Raw genomic sequence first — 22,307 nt, 5'->3', positions numbered from 1 at the left:
TTACTGATAATCATGGTTGAGGAACATGGCCTTGATGACCACCACCTCGTCGTACTCCTCCTGTTCCACCTGCACATCTGCGTTCAGGGATTTCAGGCGGCTTTCCACAGCAGCAAGGGCTTCCGGCACCGTGACGGCGCGGCCCTCTTCAATGGCATCGCTCATCTGCTTGAGCACGATGGGATGGGCATACCGGCTGGGCACCGGGAACGCACCGCTGGGGTAGTGCTTCACGTACTCTGCCATGGCAGCTTCGGCCTTCTCGGCCCGCTTCATGATAGCGCTGTGGTTGTTGTGGGCGGTGGGCAGCATGTTGTAGCTGGAGAACAGGAAGATGGCTGCAAAGCCGAACAGCGCAAAGTAGATGCCATAGCCGCCGGTATGGGTGGTGACGGCATACAGGCCATAGGCTGCAGAGACGATGCCCATGATAAAGATGGCCAGCGCCACATAGCGGTACACTGGCTTGCTCTGCAGCTGGGCACGCTTGCGGCGCTCGGCTGCGCTGAGCTCATCGGAGAGGGCAGGCTTTGCTTCCAGATATTCCTTTGCCCTGCGCAGCACCGTGATGCTGTGGCGGGCTTCGTCGGTCAGTTCGCTTTCCGGCAGCTTGCGGGAGGCCTTTTCGGCTTCCTTCTTCTGCAGCATCTGCTCACCGGCTGCGCTGAGCAGATGGATCTGCGGCTGCTCTTTGGCCAGCACCTCCAGCAGCTTGTCCACGTCGCGCTCATCCTTGAAGTTGCACTGCTTCTGCTTGCCGCCGTCGTACTCCACCACAAGGTAGGCCATGGAGGCAAACATGCCCTTGCCGGTAAAGCCGCCGGAGCTCATAGCCACCCGCTTGAACACGCGGCTGATGCTGCCGTAGGGCAGATAATAGCGGCGGTCGATGTAAAAGCTGTTGAGGTACAGCGCCTTTTTGCCAACGCCGCAGGGGCCGATCTTTTTGCAGGACTTTTTGTCCTCCACCAGCTCCTGTTGATCAAGCTTTGCCATACCCAGCTGTGCAGGTTTGAAGATCATGGAAGTTCCCTTCTTTACTGTTAGTTTCCGGTCCGGCCGCAGATGCTGCAGCCATTCCAAATAAGATCACCGGTTCTATTTTCGCACCGCAGCCCTTAAAATGCAACCCCTCCGGCTGCTAAGATTTGCACAAAAGGTTTGTCTGTTATGTCAAAACACCCCCGTCACTGCAGGCACAGCGGCGGGGGTGTTAGAATTTAAGGCTTATGCGATGCGGCAGACGTCCTTATGCCTTCTGGGAAGCGGTGTGCTTCTTGGTGGCATGGATGAAGAGTGCCAGCATTGCGATTGCAAAGATGATGCCGATGGGGTATGCAACGGCGGTGTTGTAAGCGACCAGCTTGCCGTCTGCATAAGTATTGATCATCTTGCCCAGGCACTCAGGTGCCAGCACGAAGTAGGTGCAGGACACAGCGCTCATGAAGGTAGCGGGCACAGCGGTGATCCAGTAGTTCTTCTTTTCCTTGAACAGGTACATGGATGCAGCCCACAGAACGATCATAGCCAGCGTCTGGTTGGTCCAGCTGAAGTAGCGCCAGATCACAGTGTAGTTGATGAAGCCCAGTGCGTTGCCGATGCCCAGGAAAGCACCAACGCCCAGAACGGGGACACAGAGCTTCAGGCGGTTTGCGTAGCTGTCCTGATCGATCTTGAGCCAGTCGGCCAGAGTCAGACGAGCGGAACGGAACGCGGTATCACCAGAGGTGATGGGGCAGATGACAACGCCGATCATTGCCAGAGCAATGCCAACGCCGCCCATGGTCTTTGCACACACATCGTAGATGGCAGCAGACTGACCAGCAGCCAGAGCCTCGGCCAGACCAGCCATCTTACCGTCGGTGATGGTGTACAGTGCGCAGCCGGCAGCGGCCCAGATCAGAGCGATGACGCCCTCGCAGACCATTGCGCCGTAGAACACGAAGTGGCCCTGCTTCTCACTCTTCATGCAGCGAGCCATCAAAGGCGACTGGGTGGAGTGGAAGCCGGAGATAGCGCCGCAGGCAACGGTGATGAACATGAAGCTCCAGATGGGAGTGCCCGACGGATGCATGTTGTTGAAGTTTGCCCAGATCTCGGGGATGGTGTAGGCGGGGTTGGTAAAGATGCCGAAGATAACGCCCACAGCCATGATGATCAGGCAGATGCCGAACACGGGGTAGATCTTACCGATGATGGCATCGATGGAGATAAAGGTGGCGATGAAGTAATACACCAGAATGATGATCAGCCAGAACAGGGTGGTGGTCAGCAGACCGGACATGCCGCTGTTCTTGCACAGGGTAACGATCAGGCCGGCGGGGCCCACTGCGAACACGGTACCGACCATGATCAGCAGCACAACAGAGAACACACGCATGATGTTCTGCATGACAGGTCCAAGGTATCTGCCGGTGACCTCAGCGATGGATGCGCCATCGTTGCGCTCGCTCATCATACCGGAGAAGTAGTCATGCACACCACCTGCAAAGATGGTGCCGAAGGTGATCCACAGGAACACCACGGGACCCCACAGAGCACCCTGCAGTGCACCAAAGATGGGGCCCAGACCTGCAATGTTCAGCAGCTGGACGAGGAACAGCTTCCACTGGGGCATCACAACGTAGTCAACGCCGTCGTTGATGCGCACAGCAGGAGTTTCGCGGTCGTCCGGTCCGAACGTGTTGTCAACGATCTTGCCATAGACAAAGTAGCCGATGATCAAGAGCGCCAGACAGAGTAAGAAACTAATCATACCAGAAACCTCCTTTTTGATTCAAACCGCAGCCAGCATTTTGCGTGCCCAGCCGCGGCTCTGACCAATCTCTGGCTTCATGTTAACACTTTTTTCATAAAGCAGTTAATATTTTTCTGGTATGGTTCCCATATCAAAAAGTATATAGCAAGATGCTTCCGCGGAATACCTGCAAAGAATTTTTATCGCATTTACGGCAAATTTTCTTAACTCCCCGGCAAAGACCTTTTCCCGGAACCGGTCAAAGCCGCTGCTGCCAAACTTTCCGGCCTGTTTTTGTGCAAGTTGCTCAATCGTTTTCGATTTTTTCCGCAAATCGTGATTTTTCTGCCTGAATCGCCGTAAAATACAAGGCACCCTCCGCCGAGCCGTTTCAGCTGAGGGTGCCTTATTCAGCAGATCATTTGTATATATGTTTGTATATATCGCGTCATGCCTTCTGGGCTGCCTTCTTCGTTGCGTGGAGGAAGACCGCCAGCATTGCAATGGCAAAGATGACACCGATGGGGTATGCCACTGCGGTGTTGTAAATGGTGGCGCCCTCTGCGGTCTTGCTGTTCAGCAGGCTGCCCAGGCATTCGGGAGCCAGAATGAAGTAGGTGGAAGAGACCGCGCTCATGAAGGTGGCAGGCACAGCGGTGATCCAGTAGTTCTTCTTTTCCTTAAAGAGGTACATGGATGCAGCCCACAGAACGATCATGGCCAGCGTCTGGTTGGTCCAGCTGAAGTAGCGCCAGATCACAGTGTAGTTGATGAAGCCCAGTGCGTTGCCGATGCCCAGGAAAGCGCCCACGCCCAGAACCGGGATGCAGAGCTTCAGGCGGTTTGCGTAGCTGTCCTGATCGATCTTGAACCAGTCGGCCAGAGTCAGACGTGCGGAGCGGAATGCGGTATCGCCGGAGGTGATGGGGCACACCACAACGCCGACCATTGCCAGCGCGATGCCCACACCGCCCATGGTCTTGGAGCAGACATCATAAATGGCCTTGGACTGGCCCATGGCCAGCGCCTGTGCCAGACCGGTGTTCAATCCGCCGGTAACTTCGTACAGACTGCAGCCTGCAGCGGCCCAGATCAGAGCGATGACGCCCTCGCAGACCATTGCGCCGTAGAACACGAAGTGGCCCTGCTTCTCACTCTTCATGCAGCGGGCCATCAGAGGCGACTGGGTGGAGTGGAAGCCGGAGATCGCACCGCAGGCCACCGTGATGAACATGAAGCTCCAGATGGGGGTGCCCGACGGATGCATGCTGCCGAAGTGATCCCAGATCTCCGGGATGGTGTAGGCAGGGTTGGTGAAGATGCCGAAGATGACGCCGATGGCCATGATGATCAGGCAGATGCCGAAGATGGGGTAGATCTTGCCGATGACCGCGTCGATGGAGATAAAGGTCGCGATAAAGTAGTACACCAGAATGATGATGAGCCAGAACAGCAGCGAGGTGAGCACGCCGGAAGCACCGCTCTGGCTGCACAGCTCCACGATCAGGCCGGCGGGGCCCACCGCGAACACGGTGCCCACCATGATGAGCAGCACCACCGAGAACACGCGCATGACGTTCTGCATCACAGGGCCTAAGTATTTGCCGGTGATCTCAGCGATGGAAGCGCCGTCGTTGCGCTCACTCATCATGCCGGAGAAGTAGTCGTGCACACCGCCTGCAAAGATGGTGCCGAAGGTGATCCACAAAAAGACCACCGGGCCCCACAATGCGCCCTGCATGGCACCAAAAATGGGGCCAAGACCGGCGATGTTCAGCAGCTGAACGAGGAACAGCTTCCACTGGGGCATCACAACGTAGTCCACACCGTCATTGATGCGCACAGCAGGCGTTTCACGGTCGTCCGGGCCGAAGGTGTTGTCCACGATCTTACCATAGACAAAGTAGCCCACGATCAGGATCGCCAGACAGAGTAAGAAACTGATCATACCAGAAACCTCCTTTTTCTTTGTGCCGGAAGGATGGAAACATTTTCCACATTTTCCATCCATCCCGGCCAGCTTTCTGGGTCTATGTTAACATATTTTTCATAAAAGTGATAATATGCTTCTGGTATAGGGGCATATCAAAGGCCATATACCAGCAAAGATTTTTAGCTGATGCTTCGTTTCTTTTTCGTGCGGTTCATCAACAAAAAGACAGCCGCAGCGCATAAAGCGCCGCGGCTGTCGGCCAAATTCCTTTGCTTTCCGGTTTTTCTGCATTCTGATGTTTTACCAATTCTTAACCGGTTTCGGCGGTCATTTCACGGTCAGCGCCGCCTGCTTGTGCAGCAGCTGCACAAAGGTCTGCTCCTCCGGGCGCAGGGTCCCCCTGTCCGGATAGACCAGAACATCCTTCATGCGCTGGCGCTGGGCCGGACACTTCCTGAGCACCAGATGGTATTGTTCCAGCGCCCGCTTTGGCATGGGCGACGCCCACATATAGGCATTGGGCAGGTTCTGCAGGATGGAGAACTGGCTGCACCGCTCGTACACATGGATGCGGCGGTTCGGGTTCGTATGCCAGCGCAGGCCGCTGTCCTCGCCGCCGGGCAGCTGGAAATCACCGTGCAGGACTTCCATATAGCTGTTCAGCTGGGTGATATCGGTCACCTCGCACTTTGCCAGCGGGCCTTCGCGGTTGGTCAGCAGCCGGTATTCAAACTCCATCACCGGCTCCCGGTGCAGGCCGTGACGGTCGCAGTAGCGGCGGTAATAATCCTCATCCTCCTCCGCGTAGCGCAGCAGGGCCAGATGATAGCCCCGCCGCAGCACATGATCCAGTGCTTCCATGGAGCCGGATTCCCGGATATGCACCCGCAGCTGCTGGCTTTCTGCCATCTGCTGCAAAAAATCCACCGTCGCGTAGGAAGCGTAGGTGGCGTGGGGCAGCACCACCCGCAGCTCCGCACAGCTGCTCTGTCGGCTGCGGGCGTCCAGATCCAGCCGGTCCACCTCGTCCAGCACCCGCTCTGCCTGCCGGATAAAATGCCGTCCCTGTTCGGTGGGGATCATGCCGGTGGACGAGCGCTCAAAGATGCGGATGCCGTATTCCTCTTCCAGATTCTTGAGCGCCTTGCTCACATTGGGCTGGGCCGCATACAGCTGCTTTGCCGCCGCGCTCACCGAGCCCCACTTGCGGATGGCCACCAGATAACGCAGTTCCGTAATATTCATGTGACTGCCCCCTGTTCCAAAAATCATTCCTATTTTATCAAGCCGGGCGGCCGGCTGTCAAGCCAAATGCGGTTGACGCGCCCCGCGCAGAGCTTTATAATAAAAATGCTGTATTTACAAAAAGGAGTTTAGCTGCTATGGAGACTACCTACCGCGTTCTGCGCATTGACGAACAGCTGTACGGCTGTGAGGAGCTGCCCGCCGGTCAGCCGGTGCTGTGCGATGTCACGCTGGCCGATCCCGCCGGGGAGCGGCGCACCCTGCCCTACCCGGACAAAGAGCTCACCCGCCTTGGCATCGACGAGGGCAGCACGGTCGTCCTGACCGCAGACGGAACGCTGAAAAAGGCATAAACACAGGAGGAACACATGAAAAAGATCAAAACCTCTGCCCTGATCGGTCTGGGCGCACTGGGCATCCTGTTCGGCCGCAAAATGCCCGGCGTGCAGATCATTGCCGACGAGGACCGCATTGCCCGCTACTCTGCCGAACCGGTCGTCTGTAACGGCGAAGAATGCAAGTTCTCTTACGTCACCCCCGCCGAGGGCAGGCCGGTAGACCTGCTTCTGGTGGCCGTCAAGGCCACGGTGCTGGAGCAGGCCATTCAGGACATTGCAAAGTTCGTAGGGCCGGACACCGTCATCCTCAGCGTGCTGAACGGCATCACCAGCGAGGAGCACATTGACGCAGCCTATCCCGGCCACACCCTGTGGAGCGTTGCCATCGGCATGGACGCCACCCGCACCGGGCGCACGCTGGTGTTCAATCAGGCGGGCAAGATCCAGTTCGGTGAGCGCAGCGGCGAAATGACCGACCGCGTGCAGGCCGTGGCCGACTATCTGGACGAGTGCGGCATTGCCAACGAGCCCTGTGGGGATATCCTTTACAAGCAGTGGAACAAGCTGATGGTGAATGACGGCCTGAATCAGGCCGCAGCCGCCTTTGACCAGCCCTACGGCGGCCTGCGCCAGCCCGGCGAGGCACAGGACATGATGCGCGCGGCCATGCAGGAGGTCATCCGGCTGGCGAACCTTGAGGGCGTGCCCCTGCCGCCGGACAACGATGTGAGGTTCATCGACGCCATGATGCCCACCTTCAACCCCGAAGGCATGCCCAGCATGCGGCAGGATGTGCTGGCAAAGCGCCCCACCGAGGTGGAGGAGTTTGCCGGTGTGGTGCGCCAGCGGGCCAAGAAGTACGGGATGCCTACCCCTGCCAACGACTTTTTCTACACCCGCATCCGCGAGATCGAAGCGGGCTACTGCAAGTAAGGAGGACTTTATGGACCTGAATCACGCTCTGCGTTTTCTTGGCTTTCCGGAAGATGAGATCCCCGCTCTTCTGGAAGAGGCCAACGCCTATGACCCCGCCCTTCTGGAGCGGGCTTTTGCAGACGAAGCCATGGAGTGTCTCCCATCCGGCTGCGCAAAAAAGCTGCTCGGCACCGGTCTGAGCGCCAGCTTTGTATTCCACCTTGCCATGCGGAACGTGTTCCTTTTGGTCCATTGTTCCCCTCTGGAAACATTCCGCACCGTTCTGGGCAGCGACTGGGGCGATATTCTCAACGAAAACCACGAGCGACATGCTTTTGGTGACGAGCGCGTTTACGACTTTCTGGACCGGCTGACCACTGACCATCTGACAAGTGACATCACGGACCTCTGCGATACGATCCGGGACGAACTGCGCACCGACGAAGAGTCCGAGTAAGGAGCTGCCATGCACAAGCTGTATTTTACCCGCCACGGCGAGACCGTGTGGAACGTTGAAAACAAGATCTGCGGCATGACCGACAGCCCCCTCACCGAGCGGGGCCGCCAGCAGGCCCAGGAGCTGGGCGAAGCCGTCAAGGCCAGCGGGGTGCACATCGATGAGATCCTGTACTCTCCCCTGTCCCGCGCCGCCGACACCGCCATGGCCATTGCCGAGGCCACCGGCCTGCCCGCCCGGTGTGAGCCGCGCCTGCGGGAGCAGTGCTTCGGCAAATACGAGGGCACGCCCCGCAACGGCGCAAAATTTCACCTCTCCAAGACTTATTTTGCTGACCGCTACGACGGCGGCGAGAGTATGTTGCAGCTGGCGCAGCGCATCTACAACCTGCTGGACGAGCTGAAGGCTGACACCGGCAAGACCTATCTGCTGGTGGCCCACAACGGCATCGCCCGGGTAGTGCAGTCCTATTTCTACGACATGACCAACGAGGAATACGCAGCCGCGGGCATCAAAAACTGCGAACTGGTGGAATATCATTTTGAATAAAGTTTCTTCAAAATCTTGCACGGGCTCGCCCTCTCCGTCACGCCTTGCGGCGTGCCACCTCTCCCAAAGTGAGAGGCTTTGGCATTACGGTCAACTTTCTGGTTCTGCCAAGGGCTCTCCCTTTGGGAGAGCTGTCGAACAAATGTGAGACTGAGAGGGCGAGCCCGTTAACAAAAAAGAATCTGCAACTGTCAGCCTGAACTTCGGGCATCACAATTGCAGATTCTTTCTTTTTATGTCTTATCCTTTATACAGCCCAAACAGCTTGAGCAGCTTCTGCCAGAAGGTCAGGGTCACAGCCGCCGGTTCCGGCTGGGCTGCCGGGGCCGGGGCTGTGATGGCAGTGGTCTGCAGCGCAAACTGCACCGCGCTCACCTCGGTGTTCTCTGCCGAGGTGAAGCTCTGCACCTCCCCGCCGCCGGAAAGACTGTTCAGCAGGCTGTCCAGCTGGGCACCCATGTCGATGCCGGAAACGCTGCTGCGCAGCTCGCCGGTGCCGCCGGTCAGCTGAGACGCCCCCTCAGCCAGCTGCGCAACGCCCGCTTTCAGCTGGGCTACGCCGTCGGTGTAGGCGTTCAGGCCGTTGTCCAGCTGGACATACTGGGACGCCAGCTGGTTCACGCCGTCGGTGAGCACCGAGAGATTGCCCAGCATCCCGGTCAGCACACCGGCCAGCTGACGCACACCGGCGTCAAACTCGCCGTAGCTGCCGTTCAGGGTGCTGCTGCCCTCGTGCAGCTGGGCGATGCCGCCGTTCACCGTGTCCAGATAGGTCTGCATGGCGTCGATGTTGGCGGTGGAGCCCTGCAAAAGCAGGATCACATCCTTGAGCTGGGGCATCATCCACACCATGCCCTGCAGCTGCTGGATGGCCTTGGCGTTGCCCTCCTTCACCACATCCAGATCAAGGCCGTTTTCTTTGAGGATGGCCTTGTAGGCTTCAAAGCTCACCTGCTGCTCCAGCTGTGCCGCGCCCTCATCCAGCCGGGCAATGCCGTCCCGGATCTGGGTGGAGGCATCCAGCAGGGTGTTCAGCTCGTCGGTGGAGGCCGAGATGCCGTTCAGCGCGGTCTGCATCTGGGTAAGGGCCCCACGCACCCGGGCTGAGCCGCCGGTCAGAGCGGCAGAATTGCCGTTCAGGGTGTCGATGCCCGCCTGCACCTGCGCAATGCCGTCTGCCAGCGCGTTGGCACCATCGTCCAGCTGCACGGAACCGCTCTGCAGCTGTTCCAGCATCCCGGTCAGGTCCATATCCCCGAGGTCGAGGTTCAGGTTCAGCCGCACGCCGTTCAGGGAAACGGCGTCCATGGCAAAATCCGTCACATCGGCGGTGACGGTCACGTCGCTGTCCGCGCCCGGCAGCAGGATGTAGGAGAGCTGCTTTTTGCTGCCCACGTTCGCCACCGTAGCGCCCGGCGCGCTGATGTTCCGGGCAAGGCCGGTGTCCAGACTCATGGTCACCTGCAGCGCGTAGTCGTCAAAAAAGCTGCCGGTGCAGTCCGGGTTGCGGCTCACCTGCAGCCGGATGGAAAGCGCACCGCTTTTGCCGCCCAGCTCGTCGGGGCTGATCTCTGCCCCGTCCAGCGTATAGGTCAGCTTTACCACCCACGGCAGGGCCGTGGCGGCGTCCATGGTGCCCTCATAATAGAGTTTGCCGTCCTCCGTCACATGCACCGTGACCGTATCACCGCTCTGCTCCACGGCATCGCTCGTGGTCATGTTGCGCACGGCAGTGTAGCTGCCGTGGTCCGCAACGGTGTCCCCCGCCTGCACGGAAAAGCTGTTCACGGCGTACACGCCGGTCACAGCACCGGAGGCCGTAAGGTTTGCATAAATGACCTCTTCCTTGGCAGCGGAGGCTGCTGCAAAAGCCGGCAGACTGCTGCCCGCCAGCAGGCAGCCTGCCAGCGCCAGCGCCGACACCCGGCGCACAAATCGATGTTTCATCTCGGTCAAGCCTCCTTCGGCTGTTTTTTCTTTTTTATAATGAGCGGGTCGGCCAGATACAAAAAGCCCGGCAGTGCCGAAAGCACGATGGCCAGCGACACCAGACTGCCCACGCCCAGAAAATTGCCCAGCTGGCCCAGCAGCTGGTTTGTGGAAATGGCTCCCATCAAAAAGCCCACCACCGCCATGGCGCTGCCGGTGGTGCTGACCGAGGTGGTCACGGCGGACACCGTGGCCGCAACGGCTTCTTTGCGGCCCAGCGTCTCCCGGAACTCCTGATAGCGGTCGGAGAAGAGGATGGCGTAATCCACCGTAGCGCCCAGCTGCACCGAGCTGATGATGAGGTAGGCAATGTAGAACACATACTGGCCCCGGAAGTACGGGATGGCCAGATTGATCCAGATGGCGGTCTCGATGCTGAGCACCAGAATGATGGGCAAAAGCAGCTGGCGCTTCATGAGGAGCAGGATCAGGAACACCGCGCCGATGGCCAGCAGGTTCACCTTGACCATGTCGGCCGTGATGGTGTCCATCAGGTCATAGGTGCTCACGCCCTGACCGGCCAGATAATAATTGTCCGGGTAATATTGCTGCACCGTGGCGCGCACCCGCTCCACCAGCGCAAAGGCCCCATCGCCCTCGGTGTCGGCGTCCACGGTCAGCACCATGCGGGTGTAGCCGCCGGAGACCAGCAGCCCCAGCGTATCCCCGGGCACAAACTCCGGCGGGATGGACGCGCCTGCGTTGTCCACATAGGAAAGGATGCCGGTCACCTCCGGGATGTCGTGCAGTGCATCCGAAAGCTTTTGCTGCGTGGCGGTGTCGCCCTCCGGCACCAGTACAACGTAGGTGTCGCTGCGGCCAAAGGTCTCCTCGATGGCGGCGGTGTCCGCACCCAGACGGGTGTTCTCGCCAAACATGTGGGCGGCACCGTAGTAATACTGGTTCGAGTTGGAGGCCAGATAGCTGGGCACCATCAGGACGACCAGCACCAGTGCCATGGGCAGCATGATGCGGGCCACAAAGCGGCCGAACTTGTCAAAGCTGGGCAGCAGGGGCCTGTGGTGGGTCTTATCCATCCACTGATACGCTGCCAGCGTGAGCGCGGGCATAAAGGTGAACACGGTGACAAGGCTCAGCACCACGCCCTTTGCCAGCGAAAGGCCCAGGTCCGGGCCGATCTGGAACTGCATGAGCACCAGTGCCAGAAAGCCGATGACGGTGGTCAGGCCGCTGGACAGGATGGAGCCGGTGGATCTGCACAGGGCGTCCACCATGCACTCCTCCGGGCTGGCGCCGGGGGTTTCGGCCCGGCACTCCGCAAAGCGGTGGATCAGGAACACCGAGTAGTCCAGCGACACCGCCAGCTGCAGGATGCTGCCCGCCGCATTGGTGACAAAGGAGATGGTGCCGAAGATGAGGTTCGTGCCGTTGTTGAGCAGGATGGCCGCCCCCAGACCCGTCAGCACCAGCAGCGGCTCCGCCCAGGAATCGGTGGTCAGGATCAGGATGAACAGCACATACACCACCGCGATGGCGGCGATCTTTGCCACCTCGGTCACGGTGGAGTTGGTGGCAACGGCAGTGGAGACCGCCGCGCCCTCCAGCGCGTTGCCCTCCCCGATCAGCTCCCGCACGGCAGCCACGGCTTCCAGACGCTTCTCGTCCTCCACCGTCACGGTGAACAGGGCGCAGCCATCCTTATAATAGCTCTCCACCGTGGCGGTGTCCTGCATCTGCAAAGGCACCGTCACATCCAGACTGTCGTCCAGCCATGCAACGGAGGACACTCCATCGATGGCGGCAAGCTTTTCCTTGTACTCCAGCGCCTGGGGCACCGTCACATCCCGCACCATGACCCGCATGTTGGGGATGCCGCCGGTGAAAGCACCGTTCATCACCTCGATGGCGGTGGTGGAGGGGGATTCCGGCGGCAGATAGTCGTTGATATCATAATCCACCTGCACCCGGCTTGTGGCAGCCATGCTCAGCACAGCCGCCAGTGCAAACACCGCCAGCACCAGCCTGCGGCGGCGCACGATGGCGGTATAAAAACGTTTCATCAAAACAGGAGTTCTCCTTTCCGGATCCATAAAAAAACTTTTATCATTCTAACAGGTTTGATAAACGTTGGGAAGAGACAGTTTATGAATTTTGGCCCCGAATGCCGATTTTTTTGATTTTTCTGCCTTGACAACAAAAATAAATTCTGATATGCTCTTTTTTGGTTCATCGGAGGACCGTTTTCAACGTAATTTGAAACGGGCCGGATAAGATGCCGTGCAGACAGCGCCCCGCCGGAGGTTTCGTTGCCGTAGTGACGAAGCAGATCGAGGCAGGGCGTGCACTCGCGGACATTTATCCGGCCCGTTTTTGCACCTTGTGCAGAAAGGAGGACGCCATGTCCAAGCAGCGGATCCAGCTTTCCGATCACTTTACCTATTCCCGCCTTTTGCGGTTCGTGCTGCCCTGTATCGGCACCATGCTGTTCACCTCCATCTACGGCATCGTGGACGGCCTGTGTGTCTCCAACTTTGTGGGCAAAACGGCCTTTGCGGCGGTCAACCTCATCATGCCGCTGCCCATGCTGCTGGGCACCATCGGCTTTATGCTGGGCACCGGCGGCAGCGCCATCGTGGGCATCACGCTGGGCGAGGGCGACCAGAAAAAGGCCGACCGCTATTTCACCCTGTTCCTGCTGGCGGCTCTGGTCTCGGTCAGTGTGCTGGCGGTGCTGGGCATTGTGTTCCTGCGGCCCATTGCCGTGCTGCTGGGCGCAAAGGGGGAGCTTTTGGACTACGCGGTGCGCTATGGACGCATCCTGATGGTGTCCCTGCCCACCTTTGCGCTGCAGAATATGTTCCAGAGCTTTTTTGTCACCGCCGAAAAGCCGCACCTCGGCTTCTGGTTCACCGTGGGCGCAGGCTGCACCAACATGGTGCTGGATGTGCTGATGGTAGGCGTCTGGGGCTGGGGCGTGGAGGGCGCTGCCATTGCCACCTTTATCAGCCAGCTGGTGGGCGGCGTGCTGCCGGTGTTCTACTTCATCGACCGCAGCAACACCAGCCGCCTGCACCTGTGCCAGACGAAAGTTTATGGCGGCGTGCTGCGGGACGCCTGCATCAACGGCTCTTCCGAGCTGATGACCAACCTTTCCATGTCGCTGGTCAATATCCTGTATAACTTCCAGCTGCTGCGTCTGGCCGGTGAGAACGGCGTGGCCGCCTACGGCGTCATCATGTACGCGGCCTTCCTGTTCGTGGCGGTGTTCGTGGGCTATGCCGTGGGCAGTGCGCCCATCGTCAGCTTCCACTACGGTGCCCGCAACCATGCCGAGGTGCACAACCTCTACCGCAAGAGCCTGCGGCTCATCGCCGTGGTGGCTGTGACCCTGACGCTGGCTTCCATGTTCATCATCCCCTGTGTAGCGCGCGTTTTCGTGGGCTACGACGCGGAGCTTCTGGCCCTGACCAGCCGGGCCTTCCGGCTGTATGCGCTGAGCTTCCTCATCATGGGCTTCAACGTGTATGCGTCCTCCTTCTTCACGGCGCTGGGCGACGGCGTGACCAGCGCACTGATCTCCTTTTTGCGCACGCTGGCGTTTCAGGTGATCGCCATTCTCCTGCTGCCGATGCTGCTGGGCATCGACGGCATCTGGCTGGCCGTCACCGCCGCCGAGCTGGCGGCTCTGGCCGTGAGCGCCGCCATGCTCCTCACCAAGGACAAGGTGTTCCATTACCGAAAGGTGTAAGCAGTTCATCTATATTCTTTCCATTAAACGTAACCGCAGAAATTCGACAAATAAACGAATTTCTGCGGTTATTTTTGTCTATCATCTCCATTGAAGCCCGCATAAGACCATATTATACTTAATCAAGATAATGTTTTTGGGCTTTGTTCGCAAGGAGGTTTTATATGAAACGCAGAAAATTTCTGGTCTCGTTACTGCTGGCACTGCTTATGCTTCCGTTACACGTATTCGCTGAAGAGCCCACCTATGCATTTACCGATGCGGAAGTTCTTGCACGTGGACAGCTGTATTATTCTTCTCTAAACCAGTTTTTCAGCAATGTTGCAAATGATAACGGCAATGCCGCCGAAGTTACCTTGACCGGTGCCATTGGTTTTTGTGACACAGATTACTGGGTTCAAAGCGAGTTTGATGCAAGAGTTGCTCAGGGTACTACATATGGTCCTTGTCTTTATATCGAGTATGTTGTGACCGACCAGAACGGCCACAGTAAAACCGGCTATTCCTATGATTTGCTACCCGTTGGCGGACATTTCAATGAAGGTCTTGCCAAACTCAACTATACAGCTGCTGTTAAAAACTTTTCGGGTGGTTCCGGCATCAGCATTTTAGGAAACGGCTTTATCAAAGACTCTCTCAATTACAAAGTCCGCATTGACCTTTCTGATTATGCCGCCAAAGGGTACTCCACTACTAAAACACAGGTCAACGCTGCCCGTGCGGCAAAAGTGGCTTCTATTGTGGAAACACCTGAGCGCTACTACGCCAACCTTGAAAAACTTTTAATGACATTTGATTCCAATACTCAGACAAACGAAGTTATCGTTTGCGTAAAGGGCATCTATACAGATGATGAACTTGCTTCTATCAGCTATACTGATGACAGTAAGATTCAGTACTGGCTGGACTACACTACCGTAAATCTCAACTTGAAACAGGTTCGTGTTAAGAAAGCCTACTCTGTACTTGGCTCTATTACTGTTATCGGCAATGCAAGTGAATATAATAAAATGGCTTTGATTGCAAACGGCAGAGATCCTTCTTACACCGAGATTGCACCCGGTATGTATCGCAATGCGGATGGCTGGACAGTTTTCCGTGTCAATCTGAGCGATTATACCGCCAAAGGCTATGTTTACTGAACTTTAATTTCTTCTAAAAATCCCCTGCTTTCTGCGAAACGGCGAAAAGCAGGGGATTTTTTTGGTGATTCTGGCTCTGCCGCTGCAGGGCAAATCGTGTTAGAATGGACACAGCTTTTTATTCACTGTTTTACGAGGGATCATTATGACATTGTTTTTGACCAGCAGCCCCAGCGGCTGCCCCTTTGAGCCGGGGCCGGATATTCCGGTGCTGGACACCCGCAACCACTTTGTGGCAAACCTGCGGGCCGTCTGGCCGGACCACGCCGTGCTGGGCCTTGCCATTGCGGCAGACCCCGCAGCCTATGAGCAGAACGACGAGATGTGCCGGGTGTTTGCCCAGAGCTTTGCGAATGCCCACCTGCCCCTGACGGCGCTCATTCCCTGCGACGCCCGCAACGCCGAGGAGATCGGTTCTCTTCTGTCCCAGAGCGGCTTTGTGATGCTGTGCGGCGGGCATGTGCCCACCCAGAACCACTTTTTTGCTCAGCTGGGCCTGCCGGGGCTTTTCCACGGCTACCACGGCATCGTGATGGGCGTGAGTGCCGGCAGCATGAACGCCGCCCACATCGTGTACGCCGCACCCGAGGAACCGGGCGAAGCCGCCGACCCCCATTACTCCCGCTGGATGAACGGCCTTGGCCTGACCGAGACCCGCATCCTGCCCCACTACCAGTTCATCCGGGATCATGTGCTGGACGGACAGAAGGTGGAGGATATCGCCCTTGCCGACAGCAAAAAGCGGCATTTTCTCGCTTTGCCGGACGGCTCGTATATCCTGTGCGCCGACGGCAGCGAGGCGCTGTACGGCAAAGGCTGGTACTTTGCGGACGGGATGATGGAAGAGATCAACGAAGATGAAGATGTGCTGCCGCTGAGATAATGGACAGATTCTCCCACAGGAAAGGCCCCCTATTACTACGTAATAGGGGGCCTTTCCTGTGGATAAAAAAATCAAGAGTGGAACACCTTTTTCAAGATATGCCACTCTCTACAAAAGCTTTTGCTTTTCAATTGTAGAAGGTATTTTATCAGAAGTTTAGGTGTTTGTCAATAGGTTTTTTATAACTTTTTCCTGAAATTTATAAACGCCTACGATTTTTGTATTTGTCCTAAAATATTCTTTATGCCGTACAGCTCTTCCTTCCAAAAATTCCTGGAGCTCCTCATAACGCTTTTTTCTGGAATTGACCGGCATCAGACAGTCGTATACATACAACAGCGTAATAAAGCTGTTTGTAAATTTGCAGTTCATATTGTTGACGCGCGATGTTTTAGAGATTTCCGGCATAGCTCCAATAAAGTTTGAAATTTCGCTGTTCACCTGCTTTGTTGCATCGATTCTCTCTGTCATCTTATTCAGCAGGCAGTTGCTGTGTGCCGATGCATTGCGGACATCCCGTACGGTGTTCATCAATGTTCTATTCACGATTTTTACGTTATATCGTTTCTCGCAGAAATAGCAGAAATACAGCAGGTCTCCAAATGAAATCAGCTCCACAAACACCCAGATGGGGAAATACGGGTAATACTTTGCAATCAGGTCCTTGCAGTACTCTCCAGCCTTATGCCTGCGTATCCCTTCCAGCACTCTCATCCCGCCTTCTTCTGCAAGAAAGCGGCGGACGATATCATATCCATCTTCCTGCGGGTCCTTTGTTGCAAGGTCCACAAGCCGAACTTTGATTGCATGTTCAATGTCCAGACACATTTCCAGCACCAAATGCCGCAAGTGCATATCCAGTCGAGACAACTCCTGCAAATATGCAAAATCCAGATTCTGGTACATTCCCTTCCGCTTGCCTTCTGCGCATTTTTCGTAGTTTGCGCGGTAGGCTGCAAGCTTCATGTAATAATTATTATTCTCCAGAAAATCCATTGCTTCTTTTTCAGAAGTCTCCCGGAATGTGATGCCTTTTTCTTTCATGTGCTCAATCAGCTCTTTGGTCGAAAGCATTGGCTTCATTCTGCATTTTCCTCCTCTCTATCCTTTTCAATCCGAATAAACGGTGCAATAGCATTCGCATCGCCGTGGCGGACGATGGAGTAGGTGATGTCGCAGTAGGGCTGGATGGCGGTGCTCTTTTCCACGGTGGAGATGAGCAGCACCTGCAGCTGCAGGCGGCGGAACAGCTCCATCATGGGGCGGATGCGGTCGCTGGTCATCTTGCTGAAGGCTTCGTCCAGCAGCACAAGGCGGATGCTGTTCTCGCTCTTCTCATAAATTTGCAGCAGGCTGGCGCAGATGGCCACATAGAAGGGGGCCTGATTCTCGCCGCCGGAGGAGTCGCGGCTGACCCGGGACAGGTACGCCTGCTGGCCGGTGACGCGGTTGGTCACCTTGATGTCGTAGTCCAGATAGGTGCGGTAGTCCACATAGTCCGAGAGGGTGGCGCCGCCGGTGCGGCCCTCCTGCCGGGCGCGGGTGTTCTCGTCCACGTCCGCCATGATCTTTTCCATCAGCTCGTCCACCTGACGCTCGTAGGCCGGGTCGGCGGTGGCGGCAAGGTTGTCCAGCGAGTCGCCCTCGGTCATCTGCTGGTTGCCCTTGTCCACGATGACCTGATAGAAGGCCGCCAGCTGCGGGTCGCGGCTGGGCTCCAGCTCAAAGCGGTAGACCTCCTCGCCGTAGGTCAGCTGTTCCATCACCTTGTTCAGCTCCCGGAACTGCCGCCGGGCGTTGAAGATATCGTCCTTCATGCGGAACAGGATATCCTTGCGGAAGCGGTCCTTGCAGTCCCGCTGGGCCTGTTCCAGACGGGCGGCGTAGCGTTCCAGATCGATGCGCACAAGGCTCTCGTGCTGGGCGCGGTACTGGTCCAGCCCTGCAAGGCCCAGCGGATAATCGCACACATAGTGCTCGTTGTAGGCCTTCTGGGCCGGTTCCAGCGTGCCGGTCAGATAGACGGCCAGCGCATCGTCCAGCTTGGCCTGCGCCTTTTCCGCAGCCTGTGCGGCGGCGCGGGGCTTATCTGCCGGGGCCAGCGCCAGCATCCGGGTGCGGGCCAGCGGCTCCACCAGCGGATGCGCCGCAAAGAAGCTCCGGGCGGCATCGGCGCTCTGCTGTGCCGTTTCCCCTGCCTTTTTCTGCTCCGCTTCGCAGGAGGCGATCTGCTTTTCGCACACGCGGATGTCGCCGCCCGCCTGCTCCACGGCGGCGCGGGCAGTCTCCCACGCGGCTTCGCGGGCTTCTTCCTCCTTGTAAAGCTGCTGCAGCAGCGGGTTCTCGCGGCACTCGGTGAGCTTTGCTTCCTGCTCGGCCACAGCATTCTGTGCAGCAGTCAGGGCGGCACGGGCGTCCCACAAAGCAGCCAGCTCATCCAGCGCCGTGCCCCGCAGCAGGGTCTGGTACTGGTTATAGGCGGCTTTCAGGTTCTGTTCTGTCTGGGCGGCAGCACGGGCGCTTTCTCCCAGAGCTTCCAGCTCGGCCGCCAGTGCCCCGGCGCGGGCGCGGCGGGCGTCCAGACCGATATACCGCTGGGGGGTGCGCAGCCGTTCCAGCCGGAAGGGGTGGTGGCGCAGAAGGTCGCGGGTGGCGCTGTCGGGATGCTGTTCCAGCGTATCGGGGGTGTCGCAGCAGACGATGCGGCCCAGAATGGTCTGGGCATACTGTGCAGCCAGCGGGTTTTCGCTGCTCACCTGCGCGGCAAGGCTGTCCGGGCCGTATTTGTCGGCGCGGCGGTTGGCCTTGCGGATGCCCGGGGTGTCCAGCAGGCTGATAGGCCCCACCTTGTCCTTCAGGGCCACAAAGGCGCTCTTGGCGGCTTCGTAGTGAGCGGGCGGCACAAGGATATCAAAGCGGCGGTCCCCAAGGCAGGCTTCCACGCAGTCCTGCCAGCTCTCGTCCTCCACGTTCAGCAGCTCGCAGAAAATTTTCGCGTCCGGCTGCATGCCCCGGCTCTTCAGTTCGGTGTTGACCGCATCCCGCACCCGGGTGGCGGCATCGTCGTGGGGGTAGACCCACTTGCCGCCGGACACGGCGTCCAGCTCCGCACGCTTGCCGGTCTGCTCCCGGTGCAGGGCGGCGGTGTTCTGGCGGGCGGCAAAATAGGCTTCTTCCAGCGGCTTTTCCTGCGCGGAGAGCCACGCCGTCAGCTGCGGCAGCTCCTCGGCGGTGAGCGTTTCGGCCCGGATGCCGGATGCAAAGCCGCTGCGGCGCAGCACAGCCAGCAGGCTCTGGGTGCGGGTAAGGGCGCTCTCTGCCTTTTCGGCTTTGCGTGCAGCGGCGTCCAGCGCCGTTTTGCGGCGGGAAAGCTCCTCGGTCAGGGCGTCCAGTGCCCGGCCCTCGCCGCTGGCGCTGGCGGCACCGTGGGCGGAAAGATAGGCCCGGCGTGCTTCCGCTTCGGCATTTTTGGCGTCCGCATAGCGGGCGTTCAGCTGTTCCAGCTGGCGGCGTCCCGCATCCAGATGCTCCTGCCAGACCGTCTGTTCGCTGCCGTCGGCAGCGGCGCGGGCCAGCAGCGCCGCGCCCCGGTTCACAAGGGTCTGGGTCTGCTTTTCGGCAGCTTCGCGGCCAAAATTCACGATCTCTTCCAGCGCGTTGGCGCGGGTCTGGGCCTCGGCCAGCACGGCGTGCAGATTTTCCAGCTCCAGCCGGTCGCCCTGCAGCGCGTCCAGATCCAGCTCCGGCTGGGGCAGGATGTACTGGTACAAAAACTCCCGGAAGTTGGGGATCTCGTCCATGCTGGTGCCCATCTGGAACACCTCGTTGAACTTTTTGCCCAGCGGGCTGGACGCCCGCCCGATGCCCAGCGCCCGGCAGATGCGGTCCCGCGCTTCGCTGGGGCTGCGGGTGTAGGAAAGGCGGCCTGTTTCAGGCTTGAAGTCCTCCTTGGCGCTGGGTGCGCCGGTGCGCGGGTCGATGAAGGGCAGCTGTTCCAGCGTGATGCCGTCCTCGGAGAGGTACCAGGTCTGGTCGCCGGGGTGCAGCTCCTGCATGGGGCCTTCGGACTCCACCCGCACCGCGATGACGAAGGGGGTACGCTTGACGCTGTCCCAGAACTCGGCCCCGATATAGGCCACGGTGTGCCCCGGGCGGCGGTAGGCGTTCTCGCCGCGCTGCTTGGCGTGGACAGAGCCCTGCAGGGTGCGTCCGCTCTTTTTATTGCCCAGTGCATTGAAATTGCGGTTGGTGGTCAGGCAGTAGCGGATGGCGTCCAGAATGGTGGTCTTGCCCACGGCGTTGACGCCGATCATATAGGTCAGGCGGGCGCAGTCAAAGGTGACGTTTTCAAAATTGTGCCAGTTGATGAGTTTCAGCCGCTTGAGTTCGATCATTCTTCACCCTCCCCTGCTTCGTCTGCACGTTCGTATAAGCCAAGCTCTGTGCGGGTGCGGCCGCTCTCGGCGGCGGCGTCCGCAAGGTCGGCGTCCGGCAGGGCCAGCAGCACAGTGGGAAATACTTCAATGCGGCTGTCCAGCCCGGAAAGCCGCCCCACAGGCCGCGCCAGATTGTACCGGCGCAGGGTGCGCATCAGGTTTTCCAGCGTTTTCTGGTCCAGACGGCGGGGCAGGTTCATCTTCTGCAGCTCGGTCTGCACCTCTTCCACCGTCACCAGCACCTCGTCTGCATTGACGGCAAGGCTCTCGCGCTTTTGCAGGTACAAAAGCCGCAGCACCAGCAGCAGGATGCTCTCGTATTTCAGCAGCCGTGCCTGACTGCCCTCGTGGCCGTTGACCAGCGCCGCCGCCTGCAGGGGTGCCGGGTACAGCAGCACCGAATAGCCCAGCGGCGCGAACACGGCACGGACTTCATCCAGATGGTCCTGCACATAGAGATATTTTGCCCGCTGATCCTCCACGCTGCCCAGCAGAAAGCAGTGGTTCAGCAGGTAGTTTGCGGTTTCTTCCAGCATGTTAATGGTTGCCATTTTCTTCCTCCCTGCGGCGGGTGAGGACAAAGTCCTCAAAGCGGAAGCCGCCGCGCTCCACCCAATTGCCGGTGAGCTGAATGTCATAATCCCGGTGCGGCGACTGCGAGTAGGTGTGCAGGCCGATGATGCGGGCAAAATCGCCCGGGTACTCCTCTGCCAGCGCCGATGCGTTCACCTGCGGGCGGGCGGCAAGGGCCTGCCGGGCCAGCAGGGCCACGTTCTCCTCGGTGACGGCAAGGCGGGCGTAGTCCAGCAGCAGCTGCTGTTCTCTGCGCAGCTGTTCCGGGTCAAAGGCTTCGGTACGCACGGGGGCCAGCGGCTCGGCGGTGCGCTGGGCGGCGGGCGGGTAGAGGAATTTTTCCCCGAACACTGCCGCCGGGTACAGGTGCAGTCGCTTTGCCACCGGGCCGTCGTCCGGCTCAAACAGCTGCTCCGGGGTGCGGATGTCCTCGGCGTAGCGGCGCAGCAGGGCGGTGACGCTGCCCTGCGACGAGCGGTCGCTCAGCAGCAGGAACTGTGCCCGCTGCACGGCCCGCTTGCGGTAGCGGATGTGGCTGGCATCGATCTGGCGCATGAGCAGACTCATCTCTTCCAGCGCGTCCCGCTGCTTCTGCAGCAGGGCCTTTACCCGGGGCGCAGCCTCGTTCGGGGCGCAGCGCTCCACCCGGGCGTAGTCCAGCGCCAGCCGGGGCAGCTGGTTTTCCTCGCAGTCGTCCAGCTCTTCTTCCAGATAGGCGCGGTAGTTGAACAGGTTGTCGCTGGTCTTGAAGCGGTGGTAGGCCGCCGCCACCACCTTTTCCTCGTACTGGTCGAACAGTTCCAGCACCTCCTGCGGGGTGCGGTTGCGGGTGAGACGGTCGATGTAGTGGCCGATGGAGGCGTTGAGCGCCCGGAGAGAGCGGTTCAGGGCGTCAAGGTCGGAATCCACCTCCCGCAGAACGTTCTCGTAGGGGCTTTTTTCCTGCCCGATGCCGCCCAGCAGCTGCCACGCCTTGTACAGCTTGCCGGTGTAGGTGACTACGCGGGGGTTCAGGACTCTCTTCCAGCGCTTCCAGCAGCGGGGCCACCTCCGGCACAAAGGCAAGGGACGCTTCGCCCTCGTAGCTGCCGGGGGTCTCTTCCAGCCAGCCGGTGCGGCGCAGCCGCAGCAAAAAGCCCACCGCCAGCGTGTGAGGGTCGCGGGTGGGCTGCTCGTCCTCATCGCCTGCACCGTCCGCGTCCAGCGCAAGGGGCTTTGCCAGCGCGGCAAAGTAATCTTCGGCACGGCTCACCGCCTCGGCCCGGGAGATGCTGTAGTCCGCCGTATGGCGGCATTCCTCCCAGAGCAGAAGCAGCAGCTCGGCATAAAACGCCCGGTTCGGCCCCGCCAGCGGGCGGAACAGCCGCGGGGACACCAGTTCAAACAGCTGCATGGAAACGT

The 22,307-nt window shown here is 59.0% G+C and carries 18 protein-coding genes; 7 read left to right on the top strand and 11 right to left on the bottom strand.

What is annotated here, in order from left to right:
• From ACKXF7_RS04745 to ACKXF7_RS04730, 4 genes are all read right to left on the bottom strand, one after another.
• Nucleotides 1-1,023: an ATPase P gene (locus ACKXF7_RS04745; protein ID WP_348584072.1), complete on the bottom strand. Its 1,023-nt coding sequence runs from the start codon at nucleotides 1,021-1,023 to the stop codon at nucleotides 1-3.
• A gap of 226 nt (nucleotides 1,024-1,249) precedes the next feature.
• A complete protein-coding gene (locus ACKXF7_RS04740) occupies nucleotides 1,250-2,755 on the bottom strand; it encodes a carbon starvation CstA family protein (protein ID WP_348584073.1) in 1,506 nt (501 codons plus the stop codon).
• 430 nt (nucleotides 2,756-3,185) lie between these two features.
• The gene (locus ACKXF7_RS04735) at nucleotides 3,186-4,685 is read right to left on the bottom strand and encodes a carbon starvation CstA family protein (RefSeq protein ID WP_423742285.1); all 1,500 of its coding nucleotides are present in this window, start codon (nucleotides 4,683-4,685) and stop codon (nucleotides 3,186-3,188) included.
• 312 nt (nucleotides 4,686-4,997) lie between these two features.
• The gene (locus tag ACKXF7_RS04730; protein WP_249237591.1) at nucleotides 4,998-5,915 is read right to left on the bottom strand and encodes a LysR family transcriptional regulator; all 918 of its coding nucleotides are present in this window, start codon (nucleotides 5,913-5,915) and stop codon (nucleotides 4,998-5,000) included.
• Between the two features lie 137 nt (nucleotides 5,916-6,052).
• Between ACKXF7_RS04730 and ACKXF7_RS04725 the strand changes: the two genes are divergently transcribed.
• From ACKXF7_RS04725 to ACKXF7_RS04710, 4 genes are read left to right on the top strand one after another with little or no spacing between them, the layout of a single operon-like run.
• Nucleotides 6,053-6,268, top strand: coding sequence for a hypothetical protein (locus ACKXF7_RS04725; protein WP_423742284.1), 216 nt, complete (start codon nucleotides 6,053-6,055; stop codon nucleotides 6,266-6,268).
• Between the two features lie 15 nt (nucleotides 6,269-6,283).
• Nucleotides 6,284-7,186 carry a ketopantoate reductase family protein gene (locus ACKXF7_RS04720; RefSeq protein ID WP_423742283.1) on the top strand — a complete coding sequence of 301 codons (903 nt, stop codon included), beginning with the start codon at nucleotides 6,284-6,286 and terminating at the stop codon, nucleotides 7,184-7,186.
• Between the two features lie 10 nt (nucleotides 7,187-7,196).
• Nucleotides 7,197-7,625 (top strand): hypothetical protein, encoded by a 429-nt coding sequence (locus ACKXF7_RS04715; protein WP_423742282.1) that lies wholly within the window; start codon nucleotides 7,197-7,199, stop codon nucleotides 7,623-7,625.
• A 9-nt stretch (nucleotides 7,626-7,634) separates the two neighbouring features.
• Nucleotides 7,635-8,174, top strand: a complete 540-nt coding sequence (locus ACKXF7_RS04710) for a histidine phosphatase family protein (RefSeq protein ID WP_423742281.1) — start codon at nucleotides 7,635-7,637, stop codon at nucleotides 8,172-8,174.
• A gap of 240 nt (nucleotides 8,175-8,414) precedes the next feature.
• Here ACKXF7_RS04710 and ACKXF7_RS04705 read toward each other — a convergent pair whose 3' ends face one another.
• Nucleotides 8,415-10,121, bottom strand: coding sequence for a hypothetical protein (locus ACKXF7_RS04705; protein WP_423742280.1), 1,707 nt, complete (start codon nucleotides 10,119-10,121; stop codon nucleotides 8,415-8,417).
• A gap of 5 nt (nucleotides 10,122-10,126) precedes the next feature.
• The gene (locus ACKXF7_RS04700; RefSeq protein WP_423742279.1) at nucleotides 10,127-12,184 is read right to left on the bottom strand and encodes an efflux RND transporter permease subunit; all 2,058 of its coding nucleotides are present in this window, start codon (nucleotides 12,182-12,184) and stop codon (nucleotides 10,127-10,129) included.
• 338 nt (nucleotides 12,185-12,522) lie between these two features.
• Between ACKXF7_RS04700 and ACKXF7_RS04695 the strand changes: the two genes are divergently transcribed.
• The 3 genes from ACKXF7_RS04695 to ACKXF7_RS04685 all read left to right on the top strand — a co-directional run bounded on the left by ACKXF7_RS04695 (nucleotide 12,523) and on the right by ACKXF7_RS04685 (nucleotide 15,897).
• Nucleotides 12,523-13,872 (top strand): MATE family efflux transporter, encoded by a 1,350-nt coding sequence (locus tag ACKXF7_RS04695; RefSeq protein WP_423742278.1) that lies wholly within the window; start codon nucleotides 12,523-12,525, stop codon nucleotides 13,870-13,872.
• 164 nt (nucleotides 13,873-14,036) lie between these two features.
• Entirely contained in the window at nucleotides 14,037-15,014 is a 978-nt protein-coding gene (locus ACKXF7_RS04690; RefSeq protein ID WP_423742277.1) for a hypothetical protein, read from the top strand.
• Nucleotides 15,015-15,159: 145 nt separating this feature from the next.
• Complete coding sequence (locus ACKXF7_RS04685; RefSeq protein ID WP_339394407.1) at nucleotides 15,160-15,897, top strand: Type 1 glutamine amidotransferase-like domain-containing protein; 738 nt, start codon at nucleotides 15,160-15,162, stop codon at nucleotides 15,895-15,897.
• Between the two features lie 156 nt (nucleotides 15,898-16,053).
• Here the strand turns inward: ACKXF7_RS04685 and ACKXF7_RS04680 are convergent, their stop codons facing one another.
• From ACKXF7_RS04680 to ACKXF7_RS04660, 5 genes are read right to left on the bottom strand one after another with little or no spacing between them, the layout of a single operon-like run.
• Nucleotides 16,054-16,980 carry an Abi family protein gene (locus ACKXF7_RS04680; RefSeq protein WP_423742276.1) on the bottom strand — a complete coding sequence of 309 codons (927 nt, stop codon included), beginning with the start codon at nucleotides 16,978-16,980 and terminating at the stop codon, nucleotides 16,054-16,056.
• Nucleotides 16,977-20,291 carry an ATP-binding protein gene (locus ACKXF7_RS04675; RefSeq protein ID WP_423742275.1) on the bottom strand — a complete coding sequence of 1,105 codons (3,315 nt, stop codon included), beginning with the start codon at nucleotides 20,289-20,291 and terminating at the stop codon, nucleotides 16,977-16,979. Before ACKXF7_RS04675 ends, ACKXF7_RS04680 begins: the two co-directional genes overlap by 4 nt.
• Nucleotides 20,288-20,884, bottom strand: a complete 597-nt coding sequence (locus tag ACKXF7_RS04670) for a DUF4194 domain-containing protein (protein WP_339394409.1) — start codon at nucleotides 20,882-20,884, stop codon at nucleotides 20,288-20,290. Before ACKXF7_RS04670 ends, ACKXF7_RS04675 begins: the two co-directional genes overlap by 4 nt.
• The gene (locus ACKXF7_RS04665; protein ID WP_423742612.1) at nucleotides 20,871-21,857 is read right to left on the bottom strand and encodes a Wadjet anti-phage system protein JetA family protein; all 987 of its coding nucleotides are present in this window, start codon (nucleotides 21,855-21,857) and stop codon (nucleotides 20,871-20,873) included. The genes ACKXF7_RS04670 and ACKXF7_RS04665 overlap by 14 nt, the downstream gene beginning before the upstream one ends.
• Nucleotides 21,799-22,299 carry a Wadjet anti-phage system protein JetA family protein gene (locus tag ACKXF7_RS04660; RefSeq protein ID WP_423742274.1) on the bottom strand — a complete coding sequence of 167 codons (501 nt, stop codon included), beginning with the start codon at nucleotides 22,297-22,299 and terminating at the stop codon, nucleotides 21,799-21,801. Before ACKXF7_RS04660 ends, ACKXF7_RS04665 begins: the two co-directional genes overlap by 59 nt.
• Between the last annotated feature and the right edge of the window lie 8 nt (nucleotides 22,300-22,307).

Origin of the sequence: Faecalibacterium sp. 7 (assembly GCF_049562865.1) — a bacterium.
GTDB lineage: Bacteria > Bacillota > Clostridia > Oscillospirales > Ruminococcaceae > Faecalibacterium > Faecalibacterium wellingii.
Note: the sequence above shows the minus strand (reverse complement) of the source record. Positions and strands in the feature narration are given on the sequence as shown.

What these genes read in the sequence shown, in the direction of transcription:
- ACKXF7_RS04745 (WP_348584072.1), bottom strand. Translation starts at nt 1,023, where the DNA reads ATGATCTTCAAACCTGCACAGCTGGGTATGGCAAAGCTTGATCAACAG.
- ACKXF7_RS04740 (WP_348584073.1), bottom strand. Translation starts at nt 2,755, where the DNA reads ATGATTAGTTTCTTACTCTGTCTGGCGCTCTTGATCATCGGCTACTTT.
- ACKXF7_RS04735 (WP_423742285.1), bottom strand. Translation starts at nt 4,685, where the DNA reads ATGATCAGTTTCTTACTCTGTCTGGCGATCCTGATCGTGGGCTACTTT.
- ACKXF7_RS04730 (WP_249237591.1), bottom strand. Translation starts at nt 5,915, where the DNA reads ATGAATATTACGGAACTGCGTTATCTGGTGGCCATCCGCAAGTGGGGC.
- ACKXF7_RS04725 (WP_423742284.1), top strand. Translation starts at nt 6,053, where the DNA reads ATGGAGACTACCTACCGCGTTCTGCGCATTGACGAACAGCTGTACGGC.
- ACKXF7_RS04720 (WP_423742283.1), top strand. Translation starts at nt 6,284, where the DNA reads ATGAAAAAGATCAAAACCTCTGCCCTGATCGGTCTGGGCGCACTGGGC.
- ACKXF7_RS04715 (WP_423742282.1), top strand. Translation starts at nt 7,197, where the DNA reads ATGGACCTGAATCACGCTCTGCGTTTTCTTGGCTTTCCGGAAGATGAG.
- ACKXF7_RS04710 (WP_423742281.1), top strand. Translation starts at nt 7,635, where the DNA reads ATGCACAAGCTGTATTTTACCCGCCACGGCGAGACCGTGTGGAACGTT.
- ACKXF7_RS04705 (WP_423742280.1), bottom strand. Translation starts at nt 10,121, where the DNA reads ATGAAACATCGATTTGTGCGCCGGGTGTCGGCGCTGGCGCTGGCAGGC.
- ACKXF7_RS04700 (WP_423742279.1), bottom strand. Translation starts at nt 12,184, where the DNA reads ATGAAACGTTTTTATACCGCCATCGTGCGCCGCCGCAGGCTGGTGCTG.
- ACKXF7_RS04695 (WP_423742278.1), top strand. Translation starts at nt 12,523, where the DNA reads ATGTCCAAGCAGCGGATCCAGCTTTCCGATCACTTTACCTATTCCCGC.
- ACKXF7_RS04690 (WP_423742277.1), top strand. Translation starts at nt 14,037, where the DNA reads ATGAAACGCAGAAAATTTCTGGTCTCGTTACTGCTGGCACTGCTTATG.
- ACKXF7_RS04685 (WP_339394407.1), top strand. Translation starts at nt 15,160, where the DNA reads ATGACATTGTTTTTGACCAGCAGCCCCAGCGGCTGCCCCTTTGAGCCG.
- ACKXF7_RS04680 (WP_423742276.1), bottom strand. Translation starts at nt 16,980, where the DNA reads ATGAAGCCAATGCTTTCGACCAAAGAGCTGATTGAGCACATGAAAGAA.
- ACKXF7_RS04675 (WP_423742275.1), bottom strand. Translation starts at nt 20,291, where the DNA reads ATGATCGAACTCAAGCGGCTGAAACTCATCAACTGGCACAATTTTGAA.
- ACKXF7_RS04670 (WP_339394409.1), bottom strand. Translation starts at nt 20,884, where the DNA reads ATGGCAACCATTAACATGCTGGAAGAAACCGCAAACTACCTGCTGAAC.
- ACKXF7_RS04660 (WP_423742274.1), bottom strand. Translation starts at nt 22,299, where the DNA reads ATGCAGCTGTTTGAACTGGTGTCCCCGCGGCTGTTCCGCCCGCTGGCG.